Annotated in this window: 15 protein-coding genes and 1 tRNA gene; 9 read left to right on the top strand and 7 right to left on the bottom strand. The window is 62.5% G+C overall.

Annotated features, from left to right (window positions below; genetic code table 11):
• Positions 1–41: 41 nt before the first annotated feature.
• From ACIOAU_RS22120 to ACIOAU_RS22145, 6 genes are all read left to right on the top strand, one after another.
• Complete coding sequence (locus ACIOAU_RS22120; protein WP_101316448.1) at positions 42–968, top strand: FecR domain-containing protein; 927 nt, start codon at positions 42–44, stop codon at positions 966–968.
• Between the two features lie 96 nt (positions 969–1064).
• Positions 1065–1141: transfer RNA gene (locus ACIOAU_RS22125), tRNA-Met, on the top strand.
• A gap of 313 nt (positions 1142–1454) precedes the next feature.
• A complete protein-coding gene (locus ACIOAU_RS22130) occupies positions 1455–2681 on the top strand; it encodes an MFS transporter (RefSeq protein WP_401184632.1) in 1227 nt (408 codons plus the stop codon).
• A gap of 63 nt (positions 2682–2744) precedes the next feature.
• The gene (locus ACIOAU_RS22135; protein WP_101316443.1) at positions 2745–3257 is read left to right on the top strand and encodes a sigma-70 family RNA polymerase sigma factor; all 513 of its coding nucleotides are present in this window, start codon (positions 2745–2747) and stop codon (positions 3255–3257) included.
• Positions 3254–4201 carry a FecR domain-containing protein gene (locus ACIOAU_RS22140; RefSeq protein ID WP_188035334.1) on the top strand — a complete coding sequence of 316 codons (948 nt, stop codon included), beginning with the start codon at positions 3254–3256 and terminating at the stop codon, positions 4199–4201. Before ACIOAU_RS22135 ends, ACIOAU_RS22140 begins: the two co-directional genes overlap by 4 nt.
• Before the next feature lie 102 nt (positions 4202–4303).
• Positions 4304–6766: a TonB-dependent siderophore receptor gene (locus ACIOAU_RS22145; protein ID WP_401184636.1), complete on the top strand. Its 2463-nt coding sequence runs from the start codon at positions 4304–4306 to the stop codon at positions 6764–6766.
• Positions 6767–6864: 98 nt separating this feature from the next.
• On the opposite strand, the gene ACIOAU_RS22150 is transcribed toward ACIOAU_RS22145, so the two are convergent.
• From ACIOAU_RS22150 to ACIOAU_RS22170, 5 genes are read right to left on the bottom strand one after another with little or no spacing between them, the layout of a single operon-like run.
• Entirely contained in the window at positions 6865–8883 is a 2019-nt protein-coding gene (locus ACIOAU_RS22150) for an LTA synthase family protein (RefSeq protein ID WP_401184639.1), read from the bottom strand.
• Positions 8883–9482 carry a hypothetical protein gene (locus ACIOAU_RS22155; protein WP_401184642.1) on the bottom strand — a complete coding sequence of 200 codons (600 nt, stop codon included), beginning with the start codon at positions 9480–9482 and terminating at the stop codon, positions 8883–8885. Before ACIOAU_RS22155 ends, ACIOAU_RS22150 begins: the two co-directional genes overlap by 1 nt.
• Positions 9482–10750 carry an exo-alpha-sialidase gene (locus ACIOAU_RS22160; protein ID WP_188035331.1) on the bottom strand — a complete coding sequence of 423 codons (1269 nt, stop codon included), beginning with the start codon at positions 10748–10750 and terminating at the stop codon, positions 9482–9484. Before ACIOAU_RS22160 ends, ACIOAU_RS22155 begins: the two co-directional genes overlap by 1 nt.
• 22 nt (positions 10751–10772) lie before the next feature.
• Positions 10773–11318, bottom strand: a complete 546-nt coding sequence (locus ACIOAU_RS22165; protein ID WP_401184645.1) for a cytochrome b/b6 domain-containing protein — start codon at positions 11316–11318, stop codon at positions 10773–10775.
• Positions 11318–11584, bottom strand: coding sequence for a PepSY domain-containing protein (locus ACIOAU_RS22170; protein ID WP_188035329.1), 267 nt, complete (start codon positions 11582–11584; stop codon positions 11318–11320). The genes ACIOAU_RS22165 and ACIOAU_RS22170 overlap by 1 nt, the downstream gene beginning before the upstream one ends.
• 147 nt (positions 11585–11731) lie before the next feature.
• On the opposite strand from ACIOAU_RS22170, the gene ACIOAU_RS22175 reads away from it, so the two are divergent.
• Positions 11732–12394: a response regulator gene (locus ACIOAU_RS22175; protein ID WP_150570026.1), complete on the top strand. Its 663-nt coding sequence runs from the start codon at positions 11732–11734 to the stop codon at positions 12392–12394.
• The gene (locus tag ACIOAU_RS22180; protein ID WP_188035328.1) at positions 12391–13752 is read left to right on the top strand and encodes a sensor histidine kinase; all 1362 of its coding nucleotides are present in this window, start codon (positions 12391–12393) and stop codon (positions 13750–13752) included. Before ACIOAU_RS22175 ends, ACIOAU_RS22180 begins: the two co-directional genes overlap by 4 nt.
• A 2-nt stretch (positions 13753–13754) precedes the next feature.
• On the opposite strand, the gene ACIOAU_RS22185 is transcribed toward ACIOAU_RS22180, so the two are convergent.
• Complete coding sequence (locus tag ACIOAU_RS22185) at positions 13755–14372, bottom strand: LysE family translocator (protein ID WP_188035327.1); 618 nt, start codon at positions 14370–14372, stop codon at positions 13755–13757.
• Positions 14373–14514: 142 nt separating this feature from the next.
• On the opposite strand from ACIOAU_RS22185, the gene ACIOAU_RS22190 reads away from it, so the two are divergent.
• Positions 14515–15432 (top strand): LysR substrate-binding domain-containing protein, encoded by a 918-nt coding sequence (locus tag ACIOAU_RS22190; RefSeq protein ID WP_188035326.1) that lies wholly within the window; start codon positions 14515–14517, stop codon positions 15430–15432.
• Here the strand turns inward: ACIOAU_RS22190 and ACIOAU_RS22195 are convergent.
• Positions 15372–15956, bottom strand: coding sequence for a D-Ala-D-Ala carboxypeptidase family metallohydrolase (locus ACIOAU_RS22195; protein WP_401184651.1), 585 nt, complete (start codon positions 15954–15956; stop codon positions 15372–15374). The two genes, ACIOAU_RS22190 and ACIOAU_RS22195, sit on opposite strands and share 61 nt — an antisense overlap.
• Positions 15957–16002 lie beyond the last annotated feature (46 nt).

Here is a 16002-nt window from a genome sequence, read left to right on the forward strand (position 1 = left end):
CGCTTCCGCCTCACCTGCGAGCAGACCGATCAATGAACCCAATGCCCGCCCAGCAGCCCACGCCCGACGCCGATCGCGAGGCACTGGAGTGGTTTTCCATGCTCCGTCAGCCAGGTTGCGATGAGCAGCAGCGGCAGGCGTTCGCCACGTGGCAGCAGCAGGACCCAGCCAACGCCCGCGCCTACGCTGAACTGGAAGCCTACTGGCAGCAACTCACGCCTCCCCCGGCAAGGCCGCGCCCGCGTCAGTTGAAAACCCGCCGCAGCTATCTCGGCAAAACCCTCGCCGCGCTGTTTCTGTTGATCCTCGCCGCCCTTGCCTATCTGTATTGGCCATTGATGCAGCGCCTGGCCAGTGAACTGCACACCGCCAGCGGCGAGCGCCGCAGTGTGCGTCTGGCCGACGGTTCAACGATGCACCTGGACAGCGCCAGCGCGATGAACGCCGACCTGCGTGGGCGCACCCGCCAGTTGCAACTGGTGCAAGGTCAGGTTTCGCTCGAAGTGGTGCTTGATGGCCGCGCCCTGGAAGTGCAGGTCGGCCAGGCGCGCATTCAGGTCTATGGCACTCGCCTGATGATCGCCCGCAGCAGCCAGCGTGACGAACTGGTCGTGCTCAACGGCAAAGCCATGATCATTCAAGGCGGCGATCAACGCCTGCTCTCGGCCGGCGAACGGGTAACCTTCACTGAACAGCGCATCGACCCTGTGCAAAAAATCGACGTGCAGCGCGTCGAGGCCTGGCGCAGCGGGCACTTGCAGGTCAAGGATCAGCCCCTGGCCAGCGTGCTCGAGCGCCTGGCCGGCTATCAAGGCCAGCGCGTCTGGCTGATGGATGAGCAAACCGCTTATCGCCGGGTCAGCGGTGATTTCAACCTCGACCGCGCCCAGGCCAGCCTCGATCAGCTCGCCGCCGAGCAGCAATTGCAGCTGTATAGCCTGTTCGGCCAGTGGCTGATCGCCCGCTGAAACCGCACGTGCAGGCTAAGCGGTTGAAACCGTGTAAATTTTTTTTGATCCGGGTGTTGACAGAGGGGCGTCTGAAGCGAATAATGCGCGCCAGTTGGCTACATAGCTCAGTTGGTTAGAGCATAGCATTCATAATGCTGGGGTCCGGGGTTCAAGTCCCTGTGTAGCCACCACCCTTCAGATCTACAGATTTCTCACGAGGTCTGTAGATCTAACAAGAAGCCCGCCTAGTGCGGGCTTTCTTGTTTCTGGCGTTCTGTCCTTGAATCGCCCTGCAACTCCTCTGCGTATTCCTCTGGGCAAATTTCCCCGCCTGCCCTCTCAGTGCCGATGCCGCGAGAAGTCAACGCACTTACATTCAGTGCGTATGATTATTTACATTCAGCACGTATCAATATAGGGTCCCTTTCATACGCCGCGTATGTTCTGCTCCAGGTAACACTGCCAGACGACAAGGCTTGCTTGAAAATTCAAAGGACCTGAACCATGAGCACGTCTTCATCCGAACTCACAGCAACCTCCGCGCAGCACCCCTGGCTGGCCGTCAGCGCAGTCGGCCTTGCGACATTTTCCGTGGTCACCACTGAAATGCTCCCGGTCGGGCTGCTGCCACCGATTGCCGAATCGCTGAATACTTCCACCGGCACGGCAGGGCTGATGATCTCACTGCCTGCACTACTGGCAGCGTTTTTTGCCCCGCTGGTGGTCATCGCATCCGGCGGCATTGATCGGCGCAGGATCCTCTGCGGCTTGCTGGGGCTGTTGGTGATCGTCAACATCGCCTCGGCGTTGGCCCCGAGCATGGCCTGGATGCTGGCCGCGCGTGTACTGGTCGGCTTTTGCATGGGGGGGATCTGGGCGATCGCCGGGGGGCTGGCGGGGCGGCTGGTGGCGGCGCACTCGGTTGGCCTGGCGACCTCGATCATCTTCGGCGGGGTGGCCGCTGCTTCGGTGCTGGGCGTGCCGCTGGGTGCGTTGATCGGCGACTATGCCGGGTGGCGCTGGGCCTTTGCCGGCATGGCCCTGTTCAGCGCATTGGTGCTGGCGCTGCACCTTGCGGTGATCCCCGGGCTACCGGTAACCAGTTCGGTGACCATGCGCCAGTTTGCCCAGCAGCTGGGTAGCCGCAAACTGCAAGTGGGGTTGCTGCTGACGCTGGCACTGGTCGCCGGGCACTTCATGCTGTTCACCTACGTGCGGCCATTGCTGATGTCGGTGTCAGGCTTCGATAGCCAATGGGTCAGCGCACTGCTGTTCGCCTATGGCTTCGCCGGCATCGTCGGCAACTTCCTTGCCGGCGTCATCGCCGCGCGGCGCACAGCACGCACGTTGCTGGCGATCTCGACCGGGCTGTTGCTGACGCCGGTGCTGTTCCTGCTCATCGGCAATTCCAACCTCGGCGGCGGCATGCTGTTGCTGGTCTGGGGGCTGGCCTATGGCGGTGTGTCGGTAGGCCTGATGACGTGGATGATGAAGGCCGCACCAGGTGCCGTGGAAGTCGCTACGGCGCTTTATGTAGGGGTTTTCAATGTTGCCATCGCATTGGGGGCATGGGCCGGTGGCCTGGTTTTGGACAAGGTAGGCCTTACAGGGAATCTTTGGCTGGCGGCTGGGTTCGCAACTATTGCCCTGCTGCTGGCGCTCGGTATATGCCTAGCTGAGCACAGGGCTGCAAATGCTGATGTGGGCTCACCACCGCTCCAGTGCCAATAGCAGATTGTCATGCACCCTCGCCTGGATAATAATGAGATATATTATCATCCGTAGCGATCAGTCATGGACGCAGGGCTCAAGGCTTCAAACTCACTGAATATCGGCCACCTTTATGGCGAGCACCATGGCTGGCTCAAAGGCTGGCTGCGCACGCGCACTTGCAACAGCGCCGATGCAGCCGACCTGGCTCAGGATACCTTCATGCGTATGCTGACTTTGCGGCAAATGCCTGCTCTGCGCGAACCCCGTCATTACCTGGTAACTATCGCTCGAGGCCTGCTGATCGACAAAGCCCGTCGGCAAACCCTTGAGCGGGCGTACCTGGAGGTATTGGCGGCGCGACCGGAGCCGCTTGAGGTTTCGCCGGAAACCTACCACCTGATCATCGAATCGCTGCTGGCCATCGACACCCTGCTCGATGGCCTGGGCCAGCGCACCCGGCAGATCTTCCTCATGGTGCAACTCGAAGGCCTGAGCTATGTCGAGGTGGGCAAGCGTCTTGGCCTCTCGGTGACAACGGTCAAGAACCACCTGAGCAAGGCATTGATGCAGTGCATTGTGTTGATGGACGCATGACCAGCGCACCCGCCTCTGTGCCCGACAAAAATCATCTGCAGGCGGCAGTAGCGTGGTATCTCGCGCTCAATGACAACGAGGTCACGCCAGACCAGCATCAGGCCTGGCAACGCTGGCTCGATGCTGACCCTGCACACGTCAATGCCTGGGCGCGGATAGAAAAGCTCCAGCAACAATTGCGCGGCGTGCCTGGTGAGCTGGCCTTGCCGGTGTTGTCGCAGATGGGCGTGCAGCGCCGCCAAGGTCTCAAGCTGCTACTCCTGCTGGCCACTGGCGCCGCAACTTTCGCCGGTTATCGCAGCTCGCCCTACAGCGCCGACTTCGCCACTGGTACTGGCCAGCGCCGGCACGTGAAGTTGCCTGATGGCAGCCGCCTGGATTTGAACACCGACACTCAGGTTGATATCGCCTACAGCGCACAGCAGCGATTGATCGTTCTACGTCAGGGCGAAATCTTTGTGACGACTGCGTCCGAGCAGGCGCCCGCGCGACCGCTTGCAGTGCAGACACCTCACGGAAGGGTTCTTGCGCTAGGAACCCGCTTTGATGTCCGCGTGCTGTCAGGTTTCAGCACGGTTGAGGTGGAGCAGCATGCAGTCGAGGTCAGCAGCCGCGACGCGCCCCGTCAGGTGCAACGGGTCGAGCACGGCCAGGCGCTAACCTTTGGCGCGGCCCACATGGGCAATCTACGCCTTGGCTCTGCCGGCAACAGCGCCTGGACCCAAGGCGTGCTGGTGGCGATTGACTGGCGCCTGGCGGACTTCATTGGCGAGCTGTCGCGCTACCGTGCGGGCTATCTGGGCTGCGCCGAGCAGGTCGCGGACTTGAGAATATCCGGCGCGTTTCGCCTGGATGATATCGATGGAGTACTGGCCAACCTGCAGGTTTCGTTGCCGGTGAAGGTGCGCCAGCTTTCGCGGTACTGGGTACGGATAGAAGCGTAAACAGATTTCACCCGTTGCAGCTTGCCGATTGCGAGTTTCGTTCGGCTCATCAGTAGAGCGGTCATTCAGCCGCCATTACTGCAACGGCATAGGAAGTCACGCATGAGCCCCCCCACCCCTCTCGCAGCTTTGCGCTTTCGCCTCAACTCCACACTGCTGCGCATCAGCCTCGGCGGTGCGCTTTGTGCTGGCGCGGTAGCCACTCCGGCCTGGTCGCAACAAGCTGCGGAACAACGTGAATATGCAATTGCAGCCGGGCCTCTGGATACCGCGCTCAGCCACTTTGCCGCCAGCAACGGGGTGACGTTATCGTTCGCGTCGACTCAAACCGAAGGCTTGTTCAGCCCCGGTCTGAACGGTCGTCACACGTTTGCCGAGGGTATTGCCCGGCTGCTAGCCAACAGTGGATTACAGGCACGCCAGGAAGGGCCGCAACGCTACACCCTGGTCAGCGCGCCAAGCGATGCAGCGCTGGAACTTGGTGCCACCACCATCACCGGCGCGACTCTTGGCGCCACCAGCGAACATACCGGCTCCTATACGACCGGCCCTATGCAGACCGCCACCAAGCTGGCCTTGAGCATGCGCCAGACGCCACAGTCGGTCTCGGTAGTTACCCGCCAGCGCATGGATGACCGTGGCATGCAGGACCTGCACGACGTGATCAAGGACGTCCCCGGGGTCACCGTGGAAAAGGACGGCCCCGAGCGCCCGACCTACTACGCCCGTGGTTTTCAGGTCGACAACATCATGTACGACGGCCTGCCGACCACCGTGTCCAGCTACACCGCCCGGGACACCATCGCCGCCGCCGACACCGCCATGCTCGATCGGGTCGAAGTGGTACGCGGCGCCACCGGCTTGATGAGTGGTTCCGGCAGTCCCTCTGCGGCAATCAACCTGGTGCGCAAGCGCCCGACCAAGGACGCTCAGGTCAGCGTGACTGCCAGTGCCGGCAGCTGGGACAACTATCGCGGCGAGCTGGATGCCTCCAGCGCCCTCAACGACAGCGCCAGCCTGCGCGGCCGGGCGGTCACCAGCTATCAGGTCAAGGACAGCTTCCAGGACGTGGTCAACAAAGAGCACGCACTGTTCTACGGCATCGCCGAGGCAGACCTGAGCGACAGCACTACCCTGACCGTAGGCGCCTCGAATCAGAACCTGAACAACAACACCGCCTGGGGCGGCGTGCCCACCGCCAGCGATGGCGGCGACCTCAAGCTGTCGCGCTCGACCTATCTGGGCAATGACTGGGGCCGCTGGGATCAGGACAACAACAGCCTCTTCAGTGAGCTCGAACAGCGCTTCGACAATGGCTGGAAGCTGCGCCTGGCAGCGACCAGGATGTGGTCCAAGCTTGATCTGCTGGCGTCCTACGTCAGTGCCGGTGCAGTCGACGGCAGCTTCAACCAGATGACCGGCAAGTTCAAATACAGCAATGAGCAGAGCAGCTATGACGCATTTGCCAGCGGCCCGTTCAGCTTGTTCGAGCGCGAACATGAACTGGTGATCGGCGCCAGCCGCCGCAAGGAAACCTTCCACGGCAACGGCACCACAGTCTTGTCGGCTGCCGATATCAACATTTACAACTGGAACCCCCACGTAACCGCGATTCCAGCGTTCAACATGGGCGCCTGGCAGCAACAAAGCGAAACCGAACAAACCGGCGCGTACCTCACTGGCCGCTTCAGCCTGGCCGAACCGCTGCACCTGATTCTGGGTGCACGCCTGGACTGGTACGACTACCAGATCGACAACTCGAGCAATATTGCCGGAGTCCAGCCGACCTCCAGCCAATACGACGTCAGCCGTAACCTGACCAAGTACGCCGGGCTCATCTACGACCTCGACGACACTTACTCGGTGTACGTCAGCTACACCGATATCTTCACCCCGCAAGGTGTGGTCGATAGCCAGAACAAGGCCATCCAACCCATCGTTGGCAAGAACTATGAAGCCGGCATCAAGGCCGAATACTTCGACGGAGCCTTGAACGCCAGCGCCGCGGTCTTCCGGATCGACCAGCAAAACCGCGCCTCGGTAATCAATACCCCAGGCATGTGCCAGACACCCGCCGGTGTCGCCTGCTACCAGGCCTCCGGCGAAGTGCGCAGCCAAGGCCTGGAACTCGAAGTCAGCGGCGCACTGAACGAGCGCTGGCAAATGGCGGCTGGCTACACCTACAACGCCGCCAAGTACCGCAAGGATGCCAACCCGGACAACGAAGGCCGGCTGTTCGCCAGCGACCTGCCCCGCCATTTGTTCAAGGCCAGCACTACCTACCAACTGCCTGGCACGCTCGAACGCTGGCGTGTCGGCGGCGCCATCAGCGCGCAGAACACCATCTACAACCAGGGCAGCGGCTACCGCATCGAGCAGAAGGCCTACCAGGTGCTCGACCTGATGGCCGGCTACAAAGTCTCGGACAACGTCGACCTGCGCTTGAATGTCAATAACGTCTTCGACAAGAAGTACTACCAGAGCATCAACAGCAATACCTGGAACGGTTTCAACGTTTATGGCGAACCGCGCAATGCCGCATTGACCGTGAAGTGGTCCCTTTGAGTCAGAAGCACGCTGGCGATGTGCGGGCCAAGTTCTGACAGCGCTTGCCCGGCGCAGCGCCGATCTGCCTGGAGCGGCCGGTACAGCGCTGGGCGCAGCTAGCGGACATTTCGATGGAGCATCAACCGCGCGCTTTCATGCAGCCCATGGGTGAGCGTGCGCAGACGCTGGAATTCCTCGGGATACTGCGCGGCGACATCATCACGCGGCGTTGCCGAGGCCAGATCGTGCAGGGTCGGTGCGCTGCCGTCGTGCTGCATCTGCAGCAGGAAGTCCCTGGTCACGCCGCCGATGATCGGGAAGGTGCCCTCGCGCAATACCAGCGGCACCACCCGCTCGCCTTCCGGCGCTGGCTGCTGGATGTCGCGGCCCAGCGCGCCGTTGACGAAGGGCACGCCGGCCATGCCGGCTACGGTCGGCAACAGGTCAACCAGGCCCACCGCTTGTTCGATCACCCGCGGCTCAAGACCTGGGGCATGAATCAGCAACGGCACATTGTTGCTTTCCAGGCCCAGCTGTTCAAACGCCGGCGCCATGTGCGGGATCTGGCTGATGCGCGTGTTGTGGTCACCGAAGAACACAAAGATGCTGTTGTCGTAGTAACCACCGGCCTTGGCTATCTCCATCAGGCGGCCAATGTTGTAGTCGAGCAGGCGCACGGCGTTGTACTGCTCGACACTGCGCGAGCCGGCAGCATTGACTTGCTCAAGGGTTACGTCGACCACCTGGAAACCGTCGTTGTGCCTGGGGATGGTGAAGGGCCGGTGGTTGCCGGAGGTCTGCAGATAGGCGAAGAACGGCTGGTCCTTGGGCACGGCACGCAACAGCGCGTCGCTTTCCTTGAACAGATCCAGATCGGAAATCCCCCAGACGTCGACCCGCGGCGATTGCCAGTCGCTCTCTTCATACAACTGCACGCCGTCGATGCTCTGGCGGATCAGCGCGTTGATGTTGGCCCAGCCGGCATTGCCGCCGATCATGTAGAACTTCTGATAACCCTCGAAGGCGTTGATCAAGGTGTGTTGCCGAGTGATCAGCGGATTGCGCGTGGCCGTCTCTTGCCGGGTGACGTCAGGCACGCCAGTAATGCTCGCCCACACCGTTTTTGCAGTGCCGGTGACGGGCACATAGAAGTGTTTGAAGAACCAGCTCTGGCTGGCCAGCTTGTCCAGGTTCGGCGTTGGATTGAGCGGGTTGCCGTAGGCGCCGACGGCGCTGGTGCCGAGTGATTCGAGCATGACGAAGATGACATTCGGCGGGCGCTCGCCGGCCATCTTGTAGGGCTGCACCGGCTGCTTGCGGATGAAGTCGAGACGGCCAGCGTCTGGTTGATCCACGCTCAGGTACTGGGCGATCTGCGGATAGTACTCACGCACTTTGGCTTCATCGTACTGAGCCTGGCCGGCCTTAAGCGTGTCATAGAGGAACAGCACCGGGTTCAGACCCACCGCTGCAACCTGACTGTTGCCGGAGAAGAATGCATCGCTCCAGCGCAAAGGCACCGGGTTTTCCAGGTTGAGGTTGGCAACCCGCCCGAGCAGGGCCAGCAGCACTGCAACTACCCCAATCAACGAAACCGAGGCCAGCGCCCAGCGCTTGATCGGCTTGCGCACAGCGTCCAGGGTCAGCCGTTCCAGGCAAACCAAGGCCCATACCCACAAGCCGACTGCTGCCAGCCAACAGGCAGTTATCCACAGCACCGGATAGGTTTCCCAGACCATCTGCTGCGAGATTTGCGCGTCCTGCAGATAGCGCAGCACCGTCGCGTTGATCCGCACGCCGAGGTATGCGTAGTGGCCGAAGTCGATGATATAGACCAGGCCCACCGCGGCCAGCACCACGGCCAGATAAACCCGCGCCAGCCAGCGCATGGCCGGCAGGGTAGTCAGGTTCCAGCGTGGCAGCCACGCCAGCACGGCCAGCGGCAGCAGGATCAGCAGCGCCAGGCGCAGGTCGAAGCGCAGGCCGATGCCCAGGGTCTCCAGCAGCGCCGGGGTGGTCAGTTCAAGCCCGGAAAAACCCAGCAGAAACACCAGCCGCAAGGCCACCAGCAACGCGAACACCAAACCGATTGCGCCCACGCCGTAGCGCAGGCGGCGAGACTGCAACACTCCCATCATTGACCTCTATGCCATTTCATCAGGGGCCGCCATGCACTGCCGATCAGCAGCGCGGTTGCGGCGATCAGGCAGTACCCCGTCAGCAACGGGTCGAGCAGGTAATCCCAGTAGTTTTCCGAAGGTTTCAGGCGCAGGGCGAACGCCAGGGTGCCCAGTGCCAGCATCGCGACGGCCAGCGTGTTGCGCAGCCACAGCATCAGCAGCGCCAGCCCTGCCACCAGCACAATCATTGGCCGCGGATTGAAACCCCAGCGGTACGGATCAAAATAGGTCAGCCCCAGCGTGGCCGGGTACAGCAGCAGGCTCAGCAGCGTGAACGCCAGCAGCAACTGCATCCGCTGCGCGCGCTCGAGTGGTTGCAGCAGACCCAGGCGGGTCAGGCTCACCCAGGCCAGCAGGACCAGCGTGCTGAACGCCAGATCATCGGTAAAGCTGCGCACATAGATCGCCAGCGACAATTGGCTGAGCGGAATGAAGCTGGCCACCACCAACAGCGGCAGCAGCCAGGGCCGCCACGGCGCGGTAAAACGCAGCGCGCTGAACGCGACAAAGCCGATCAGGACGAAACTCAAGTGGGCCTGCCATACCGAAACCATCACAGGCGCCCCGCCAGCCAGGCTTGGTTGAAGCTGACATGTTTGATGAAGGTGTTGTTCCACGAGTAGACCAGGTGGTACATGCCATCTGCACTGCGGCTGAAGTACGGGTACTCGTACTCGAAATCGCAGCCACGCGGTTTGCATACGCGGTAGTCGAGGTTACTCAGGAAGCGCTGTTCGAGCGGCAGCCGGCGCGCACCGCTGGAGGCGCGAAAGCCCTCACCAATGATCGCTTTATAGGCCTCGGGCGAGAACGGCTGGCCAAGCGGATCCGGCGACTGGTCCAGCTCCACCACACTGCGCCACTCGTTGAGGTCGGCATCAGTGCCGTACAGGCTGAGCTTGAAGCGGCCATCCTGCAGGTCGTTCAGGGCTACCAGCAGACCGTCGTCGTCAGTGCCGACTGCGGCCAGCGACGAATTGGGGTTGGCCGGTTCCAGCGGGTACGGTTCGCTCCAGGTCTGGCCGGCGTCTTCGGTACGGCTGGCCAGCACGCGGTGATGGGTTTCGCCGGCATAGCGCAACATCGCCACGGCGCGCTGGCCATCGAGCGGGACGATGGTCGGTTGCAGCGAGTGCTTGCCGCGGCTTATGCGGAATTTGTCGACCACCTCACCCTCGGCGCTCAAGTACAGGTACTCGGCAAACTTGCCCATGAACTCGTGGTACACCGGCAGGCCGATCGAGCCATCGGCGTGAAACACCGGCGCGGCGCGCACCAGGGTGCTGATATTGAAAAACGGCGAAGTCACCAGTTGCCGTGGCGCCGACCAGCTGCTTCCGAGGTCATCGGAGACCATCAGGTTGATCGCACTGGTGGCCCAGCCACCCACGGAAACCGAGACATAAAACATCCACAAGCGGTTGTCCGGGCCGAGCGCGATCACCGGATTGCCGAGCTTGCGGATATAGCGCTGGGTGCCGTCGCGGGTGCTTTCACGGGTAGCCAGCACCTGTTCGGCGCCCCACTCGTCAGTGCGCGGATCAAAGCGCGCCGTGCGCACCTGAACATCGGCCGCACCTTCGCGCGAACCGGCAAACCACACGGCCATCAAGCCACCATCGGGCATGGCTGTGACCGAGGATGAATGGACAAAGTCAGTCAGCTGGCTGGAGACGAAGCGGCTACTGAATTGCGCCGGGGCCGGCGTGCCTGTGTCGTTCGAGCTGAGCTGGGCAAACGGCGCCAGCACATGGGGCGGATGGCTTTGCCAGGCAGCAAAAAACACCGCCAGCACGCCGCAGATCATTAAGGCAGAGCGCATAGAGAACCTGTCGATGGGAGTATTACTGCGCACGCTCGTCCGGCAGGCGCTTCCTGCGGCCGGTGAGCATGGAGAGCGGCAGGTTGTCCCGCACCTGGATACTTTCAAACACTGCGGCCAGCACATGCACACAGACCAGCGCCAACAACACATCGGCGGCAGTCTCGTGGACTTGCAGCGGCCAATCGGCGCCCCACAGGGCATCGACTTCTCGCATCAGGAACCCGCTGCTGCCAATCACCAGCAGCGCCAGCAGCATTAACAACATCACCAGCGCGCCAATAGGCGAATGGCCAAGACGGTGTTGCGGCTTGCCCTTGAGCAGTGAGCGCAGGTGCGCGGCGAGCCGTTGCGGGGTCGGCCAGAAGTCTGCCCAGCGCGCACTGCGCGGCCCGACGAATCCCCACACGCTGCGTACCAGCAGCCAGGCCGTGGCGTAGTAGCCGAGCCAGACATGCCAGTCGTCGCCGGCTTCATTGAAGAAGTAGTTGGCGACGAAGACCCCAGCGATAGACAGATGAAACAGCCTTACCAAAGGGTCCCACAGGCGCAGGGATTCGCCCTGCATCAGTCTTTGATCTCGGTCTTGATTGCCTTGCCGGTGACCGGGTCATGGTAGATTTCGACCTTGCGCTTGTCCTTGTCGAAGCCGTAGATCTCGTAGCAGTTGCCGTCGGTGACCTTGAACTTGCTGATCTGGTAACCCTCGGCTTTGAGCTTTTCCTGGAAGGCAGTTTGGTCCTGCCACTGCGAGCGTTCGGCGGTGGTGCACTGCGGGCCGGCGACGGCCAGGGGGCTGGCGATGATCAGGGACAGCAGAAGAATTTTGCGCATGGAAAAGCTCTCGGCAGATGTGGGTGGGCCCACAATGCAAAAGCAACCTTAGGCCAACCTTAGCCGGTAACGAGCAGTTACATCTTTGCTGAAATCCGCCTGTGCAGAACCCGGCATGATGCCGCCGATTACTTCAGAGACTGCACCATGCGCCTACTCCTCGTCGAAGATGATCGAGCCCTCGGCCAGGGTATTCGCGTGGCCTTGGGCGCCGAAGGCTATACCCTCGACTGGCTGCAGGATGGGGTGGCCGCCTTGCACGCTTTACGCACCGAGAGCTTCGATCTGTTGTTGCTCGACCTCGGCCTGCCACGCCTGGACGGCCTCGACCTGTTGCAGCAATTGCGCGCCGAGCAGCAGGACCTGCCGGTGCTGATCCTGACCGCCCGCGATGGCACCGCCGCGCGTATCGCCGGGCTGGATGCCGGCGCCGACGACTACCTGATCAAACCGTTCGACGTCGACGAACTCAAGGCCCGCGTGCGCGCCCTGCTGCGCCGCAGTCAGGGCCGTGCGCAACCGCTGCTGGAGCACGCCGGGATCAGCCTCGACCCAGCCACACAACAAGTGCACTACCTGCACGCCGAGGTCATCGTCACGCCCATGGAGTACCAATTGCTGCATCAACTGATGGTGCGCCCCGGCAAGGTCGTCACCCGCGAGCGCCTGTCCCGTGCGCTGTATGGCTGGCAGGATCGGGTCGAGAGCAATACCCTCGAAGTGCTGATTCATAACCTGCGCAAAAAGCTCTGCAGCGAGCTGATCCGCACCGTACGCGGTGTCGGTTATGTGCTGGCGGTGCAGGCATGATCTCGGTCCGCGCGCGCATTCTGGTCCCGGTACTGGTGATGATCCTGCTCGGCGACGCGTTGATCAGCTGGCTGGTGCTGCGCGACAGCCATCACGAAATCGAAGAAGTCTACGACGCCCAGCTCGCCCAGAGCGCCCGTCTGCTGCAGGGTGTACTGCGCCAGGGCGATGCTGGCGAGGCCGACTGGGAGCGCTTGTATCAGGCCTTCGACCAGGCCATGAGCCGGGTCGGTGTCGACGGCGTCGCCCACCCTTACGAAACCCGCCTCACCTTCCAGGTCTGGCGCAGCGATGGCGAGTTGCTGGTGCGCTCGGCCGAGGCGCCGGTGCTGGCGGCGCCGCCCGCGACCCTCGGTGCCCATGACTTGCTCGATAACGGCAACGAGTGGTGCGCGTTTCTCCTCGCCGACTCGCAGCAAGGCTTGCTGATCTGGGTGGGCGAGCGCGACGACATTCGTCAGGACCTGATCCAGCGCATCATGCGTCACACTCTGTGGCCAACCCTGATCGGCGTGCCGTTGCTGACGCTGGTGATCTGGCTGGTGATCGGCTGGGGCCTCAAGCCCTTGCGCAGCATGGCCCGTAAGCTCCGCGTGCGGCAGACCGGCAGCCTCCATCCACTGCGCCTCAAGCCGCTGCCGAGCGATCTGGAACCGATGCAGACCGCGCTCAACCGGCTGTTGCTGCAAGTCGAAGAGCTGCTCGCACGCGAGCGCCGTTTTATCGCCGACGCCGCCCACGAACTGCGCACGCCGCTGGCGATTCTGCGCATTCACGCACAAAACGCACGCAACGCCGCCACCGCCGAGCAACGCCACGAAGCGTTGGATTTTCTGGTCAGCGGCGTCGACCGCGCTACCCGCATCGGCAGCCAGTTGCTGACCATGGCCCGTATCGAGCCGCAACTGAGCGACCCCCAGCGCAGCCGCGTGCAATTGACCGAGCTGGTGCGTGAAGAGTTGGCCGAGTTGACCCCGCTGGCGCTGAACAAGGGTGTCGACCTGGTCCTCGAAGGTGACGAAGAGTGCTGGGTCGAGACCGAGCCGGTGGCACTGGCCATCGCCCTGCAGAACCTGGTGACCAACGCACTCAACTTCTCCCCGCCGGGCAGCGAAGTGAAGGTAGTGATCGGCGACAACCGCCTCAGCGTCGAGGATCAGGGCCCGGGTATTGACGAGGCAGACATGGAGCGCCTGTTCGAACGCTTCTACAGCCGGGGCAACGCCAATGGCGCCGGGCTGGGCCTGGCGATCGTGGAAATGATTGTCGACAAGATCGGCTGCGACTTGCGTCTGTACAACCTGCGCCAAGGCGGGCTCTGCGCCGAACTGACGCTGAGCCAGGCGCGCGCCAGCTGAGCTCAGCGCACGCCCGCCACCAGCACGGTCAGACCCAGGCTGATCAGCGCCACGCCGATCAGCCGATCAACCACTCGCTGGCGCTCGATCATGGCCAGGCGCAGCGCTGCGCTGGAAAAAAACACCGCCACCAGGCTGAACCACAGCCAATGGGCGAAGGACATGAACGCGCCGTAGGCAAAGTCCTGCGCCAGCGAGCTGCCCGGCTGCACCACCTGGGTGTAGGCGCTGATCACAAACAGCATGGTCTTGGGGTTCAGCGCGTTGGTGAAAAAGCCGGTGCGTAACGCCCTCAGGCTACCCCTGCCCTGCCCTTGGCCGACGTCATCGAGGTGGATCCGCTTGGTATTGGTCAGCGACTGGTAGCCCAGATAAATCAGGTAGCCCGCGCCCAGCACCTTCATTGCCATGAACAGCGCCGGGCTTCGGCTGATGATCACGGCAATGCCCAGCACCGTGTACAGCACATGCACCTGCACACCCAAGGCAATGCCGACCGCAGCGGCCAGGCCGGCCTTGCGCCCCTGTGCATAACTGCTGCGGGTGACCATGGCAAAGTCAGCGCCGGGGCTGATCACGGCAAGTACGGTAAACACGGCGACGGCAATCAGTTCATTCACTCAGGCAACCTCGATAGACGATGAAAATCCACAGATCGTCGATTATCGAGGGCTTATCCACAGGTCAAAATCGATTTATAGTCGTGCAGATCCGCTAGTTTTTCTCACAGATATGCAGCGTTCACTTGCGCCGAGATTTTCAATGAAACTGCCGCCGCTCAACACCCTGCGTTTTTTCGACGTTGCCGCCCAGACCGAGAGCTTTGTGCGCGCGGCCGAGCGCCTGCACGTCACCCATGGCGCGGTTAGCCGGCAAGTACGCTTGCTAGAGCAAAGTCTGGGGGTCGAACTGTTCGAGCGGCGCAACCGGGCGCTGTTTTTGACAGCCGCCGGGCGCGCCCTGCAGAGCACCACCCAGGCCATCTTCGAGCAGATCGAAGACACCGTGCAGCGCTTGCAACAACCGCTTCAGGACAACGTGCTGGTGCTGTCCTGCGAGCCGACCATCGCCATGCGCTGGCTGATCCCACGGCTGCCGGACTTTCATGCCGCGCACCCGGATATCCAGCTGCAACTGGTCGCAGCTGGCGGAGCGGTGGACTTTGCCCGTAGCGGCATTGACCTGGCCTTGCGGCGTGACGATTTTCACTGGGAACGCACGCTGCACAGCGTGAAGATCTGCGATGAATGGATGGGGCCGGTCTGTCGAGCGAGCAGCCAGCAAGCGGCGCAAAACCCTCGTTTGCTGCACAGCCGCACCCGTCCCAAGGCTTGGTCTGACTGGCATCGGTTGCGCGGCGAAGGGGTACGGCACCGCGCAGGCAGCGAGTATGAGCACTTCTATCTGTCGATCCAGGCGGCCAGCGCCGGCCTTGGGCTGGCCATGGCGTCAGCCTTGATGGTCAGCGACGAGATTGCCAGCGGCCAATTGCACGCGCCCGCCGGGTTTATCGCGGATGGCTCGGCGTATCACCTGCTCAGCCCGCAGGCGTTTCTGCCCGGCTGCAAGCGCCAGCGCTTTGCCGACTGGGTGCGCTGCCAATCTCAGGCCTGCCTGGCTCAGCTGGGTTTGGCACAAAACGACGAACCCGAGCGGCCATCACCGCCCCAGGTGCGATAGCCGGCCGTGTCGATATGGATGCGCCCCGACGGGTAGCGGCCCAGGCCCATGTTCCAAGCCTGACCATGCTGCTGCCAGAAGCGGCACAGCGGATTGGGGTCGGCCCATACCGGCAGCAACAGATCAACGGCAAAGGCGCGCATGTGGGCACTGTCCACCGCGCCGCCAGCGCAGGCGTTGAGTTGCGGATCGCGGTATGCCGAGACCACCTCGAACTGACCCAGGGCGCCCTGCCCACCCAAGGTTTTCAGCAATGCCAGGGTCGAGCGCACCGCCGGCCATTGCGCCTGTGGCGGCACCGCGAACGGCGAGGCACGACACTGGCGCCAGTCCGATGCCGAGCGTAGTAGTTGATGGATCGGCACCACACCATACAGCCGTGCCTCGACCAGCATTTCGCGAAACGGCCGAGTCTGATGGTCGCCGGCCCACTGGGCGAACATCCACAGGTCGCGCGGGTCGGCCTGAGCAACACTGGCGATGCTCAAGCCAGCTGCACAGAGCAGCATCCTTGCTGTTTTCATTGCTCACCCCTTCAGCCAGTTGGCCGCTACTGGTTTAGAGTTAAGC

The sequence above is a fragment of the Pseudomonas sp. NPDC088322 genome (genome assembly GCF_044740745.1).
Classification (GTDB): domain Bacteria; phylum Pseudomonadota; class Gammaproteobacteria; order Pseudomonadales; family Pseudomonadaceae; genus Aquipseudomonas; species Aquipseudomonas shirazensis.

Bases quoted from the DNA above. Each gene is read 5' to 3' on its own strand.
- ACIOAU_RS22120 (WP_101316448.1), top strand. From the start codon at position 42: ATGCCCGCCCAGCAGCCCACGCCCGACGCCGATCGCGAGGCACTGGAG.
- ACIOAU_RS22130 (WP_401184632.1), top strand. From the start codon at position 1,455: ATGAGCACGTCTTCATCCGAACTCACAGCAACCTCCGCGCAGCACCCC.
- ACIOAU_RS22135 (WP_101316443.1), top strand. From the start codon at position 2,745: ATGGACGCAGGGCTCAAGGCTTCAAACTCACTGAATATCGGCCACCTT.
- ACIOAU_RS22140 (WP_188035334.1), top strand. From the start codon at position 3,254: ATGACCAGCGCACCCGCCTCTGTGCCCGACAAAAATCATCTGCAGGCG.
- ACIOAU_RS22145 (WP_401184636.1), top strand. From the start codon at position 4,304: ATGAGCCCCCCCACCCCTCTCGCAGCTTTGCGCTTTCGCCTCAACTCC.
- ACIOAU_RS22150 (WP_401184639.1), bottom strand. From the start codon at position 8,883: ATGGGAGTGTTGCAGTCTCGCCGCCTGCGCTACGGCGTGGGCGCAATC.
- ACIOAU_RS22155 (WP_401184642.1), bottom strand. From the start codon at position 9,482: ATGGTTTCGGTATGGCAGGCCCACTTGAGTTTCGTCCTGATCGGCTTT.
- ACIOAU_RS22160 (WP_188035331.1), bottom strand. From the start codon at position 10,750: ATGCGCTCTGCCTTAATGATCTGCGGCGTGCTGGCGGTGTTTTTTGCT.
- ACIOAU_RS22165 (WP_401184645.1), bottom strand. From the start codon at position 11,318: ATGCAGGGCGAATCCCTGCGCCTGTGGGACCCTTTGGTAAGGCTGTTT.
- ACIOAU_RS22170 (WP_188035329.1), bottom strand. From the start codon at position 11,584: ATGCGCAAAATTCTTCTGCTGTCCCTGATCATCGCCAGCCCCCTGGCC.
- ACIOAU_RS22175 (WP_150570026.1), top strand. From the start codon at position 11,732: ATGCGCCTACTCCTCGTCGAAGATGATCGAGCCCTCGGCCAGGGTATT.
- ACIOAU_RS22180 (WP_188035328.1), top strand. From the start codon at position 12,391: ATGATCTCGGTCCGCGCGCGCATTCTGGTCCCGGTACTGGTGATGATC.
- ACIOAU_RS22190 (WP_188035326.1), top strand. From the start codon at position 14,515: ATGAAACTGCCGCCGCTCAACACCCTGCGTTTTTTCGACGTTGCCGCC.
- ACIOAU_RS22195 (WP_401184651.1), bottom strand. From the start codon at position 15,956: ATGAAAACAGCAAGGATGCTGCTCTGTGCAGCTGGCTTGAGCATCGCC.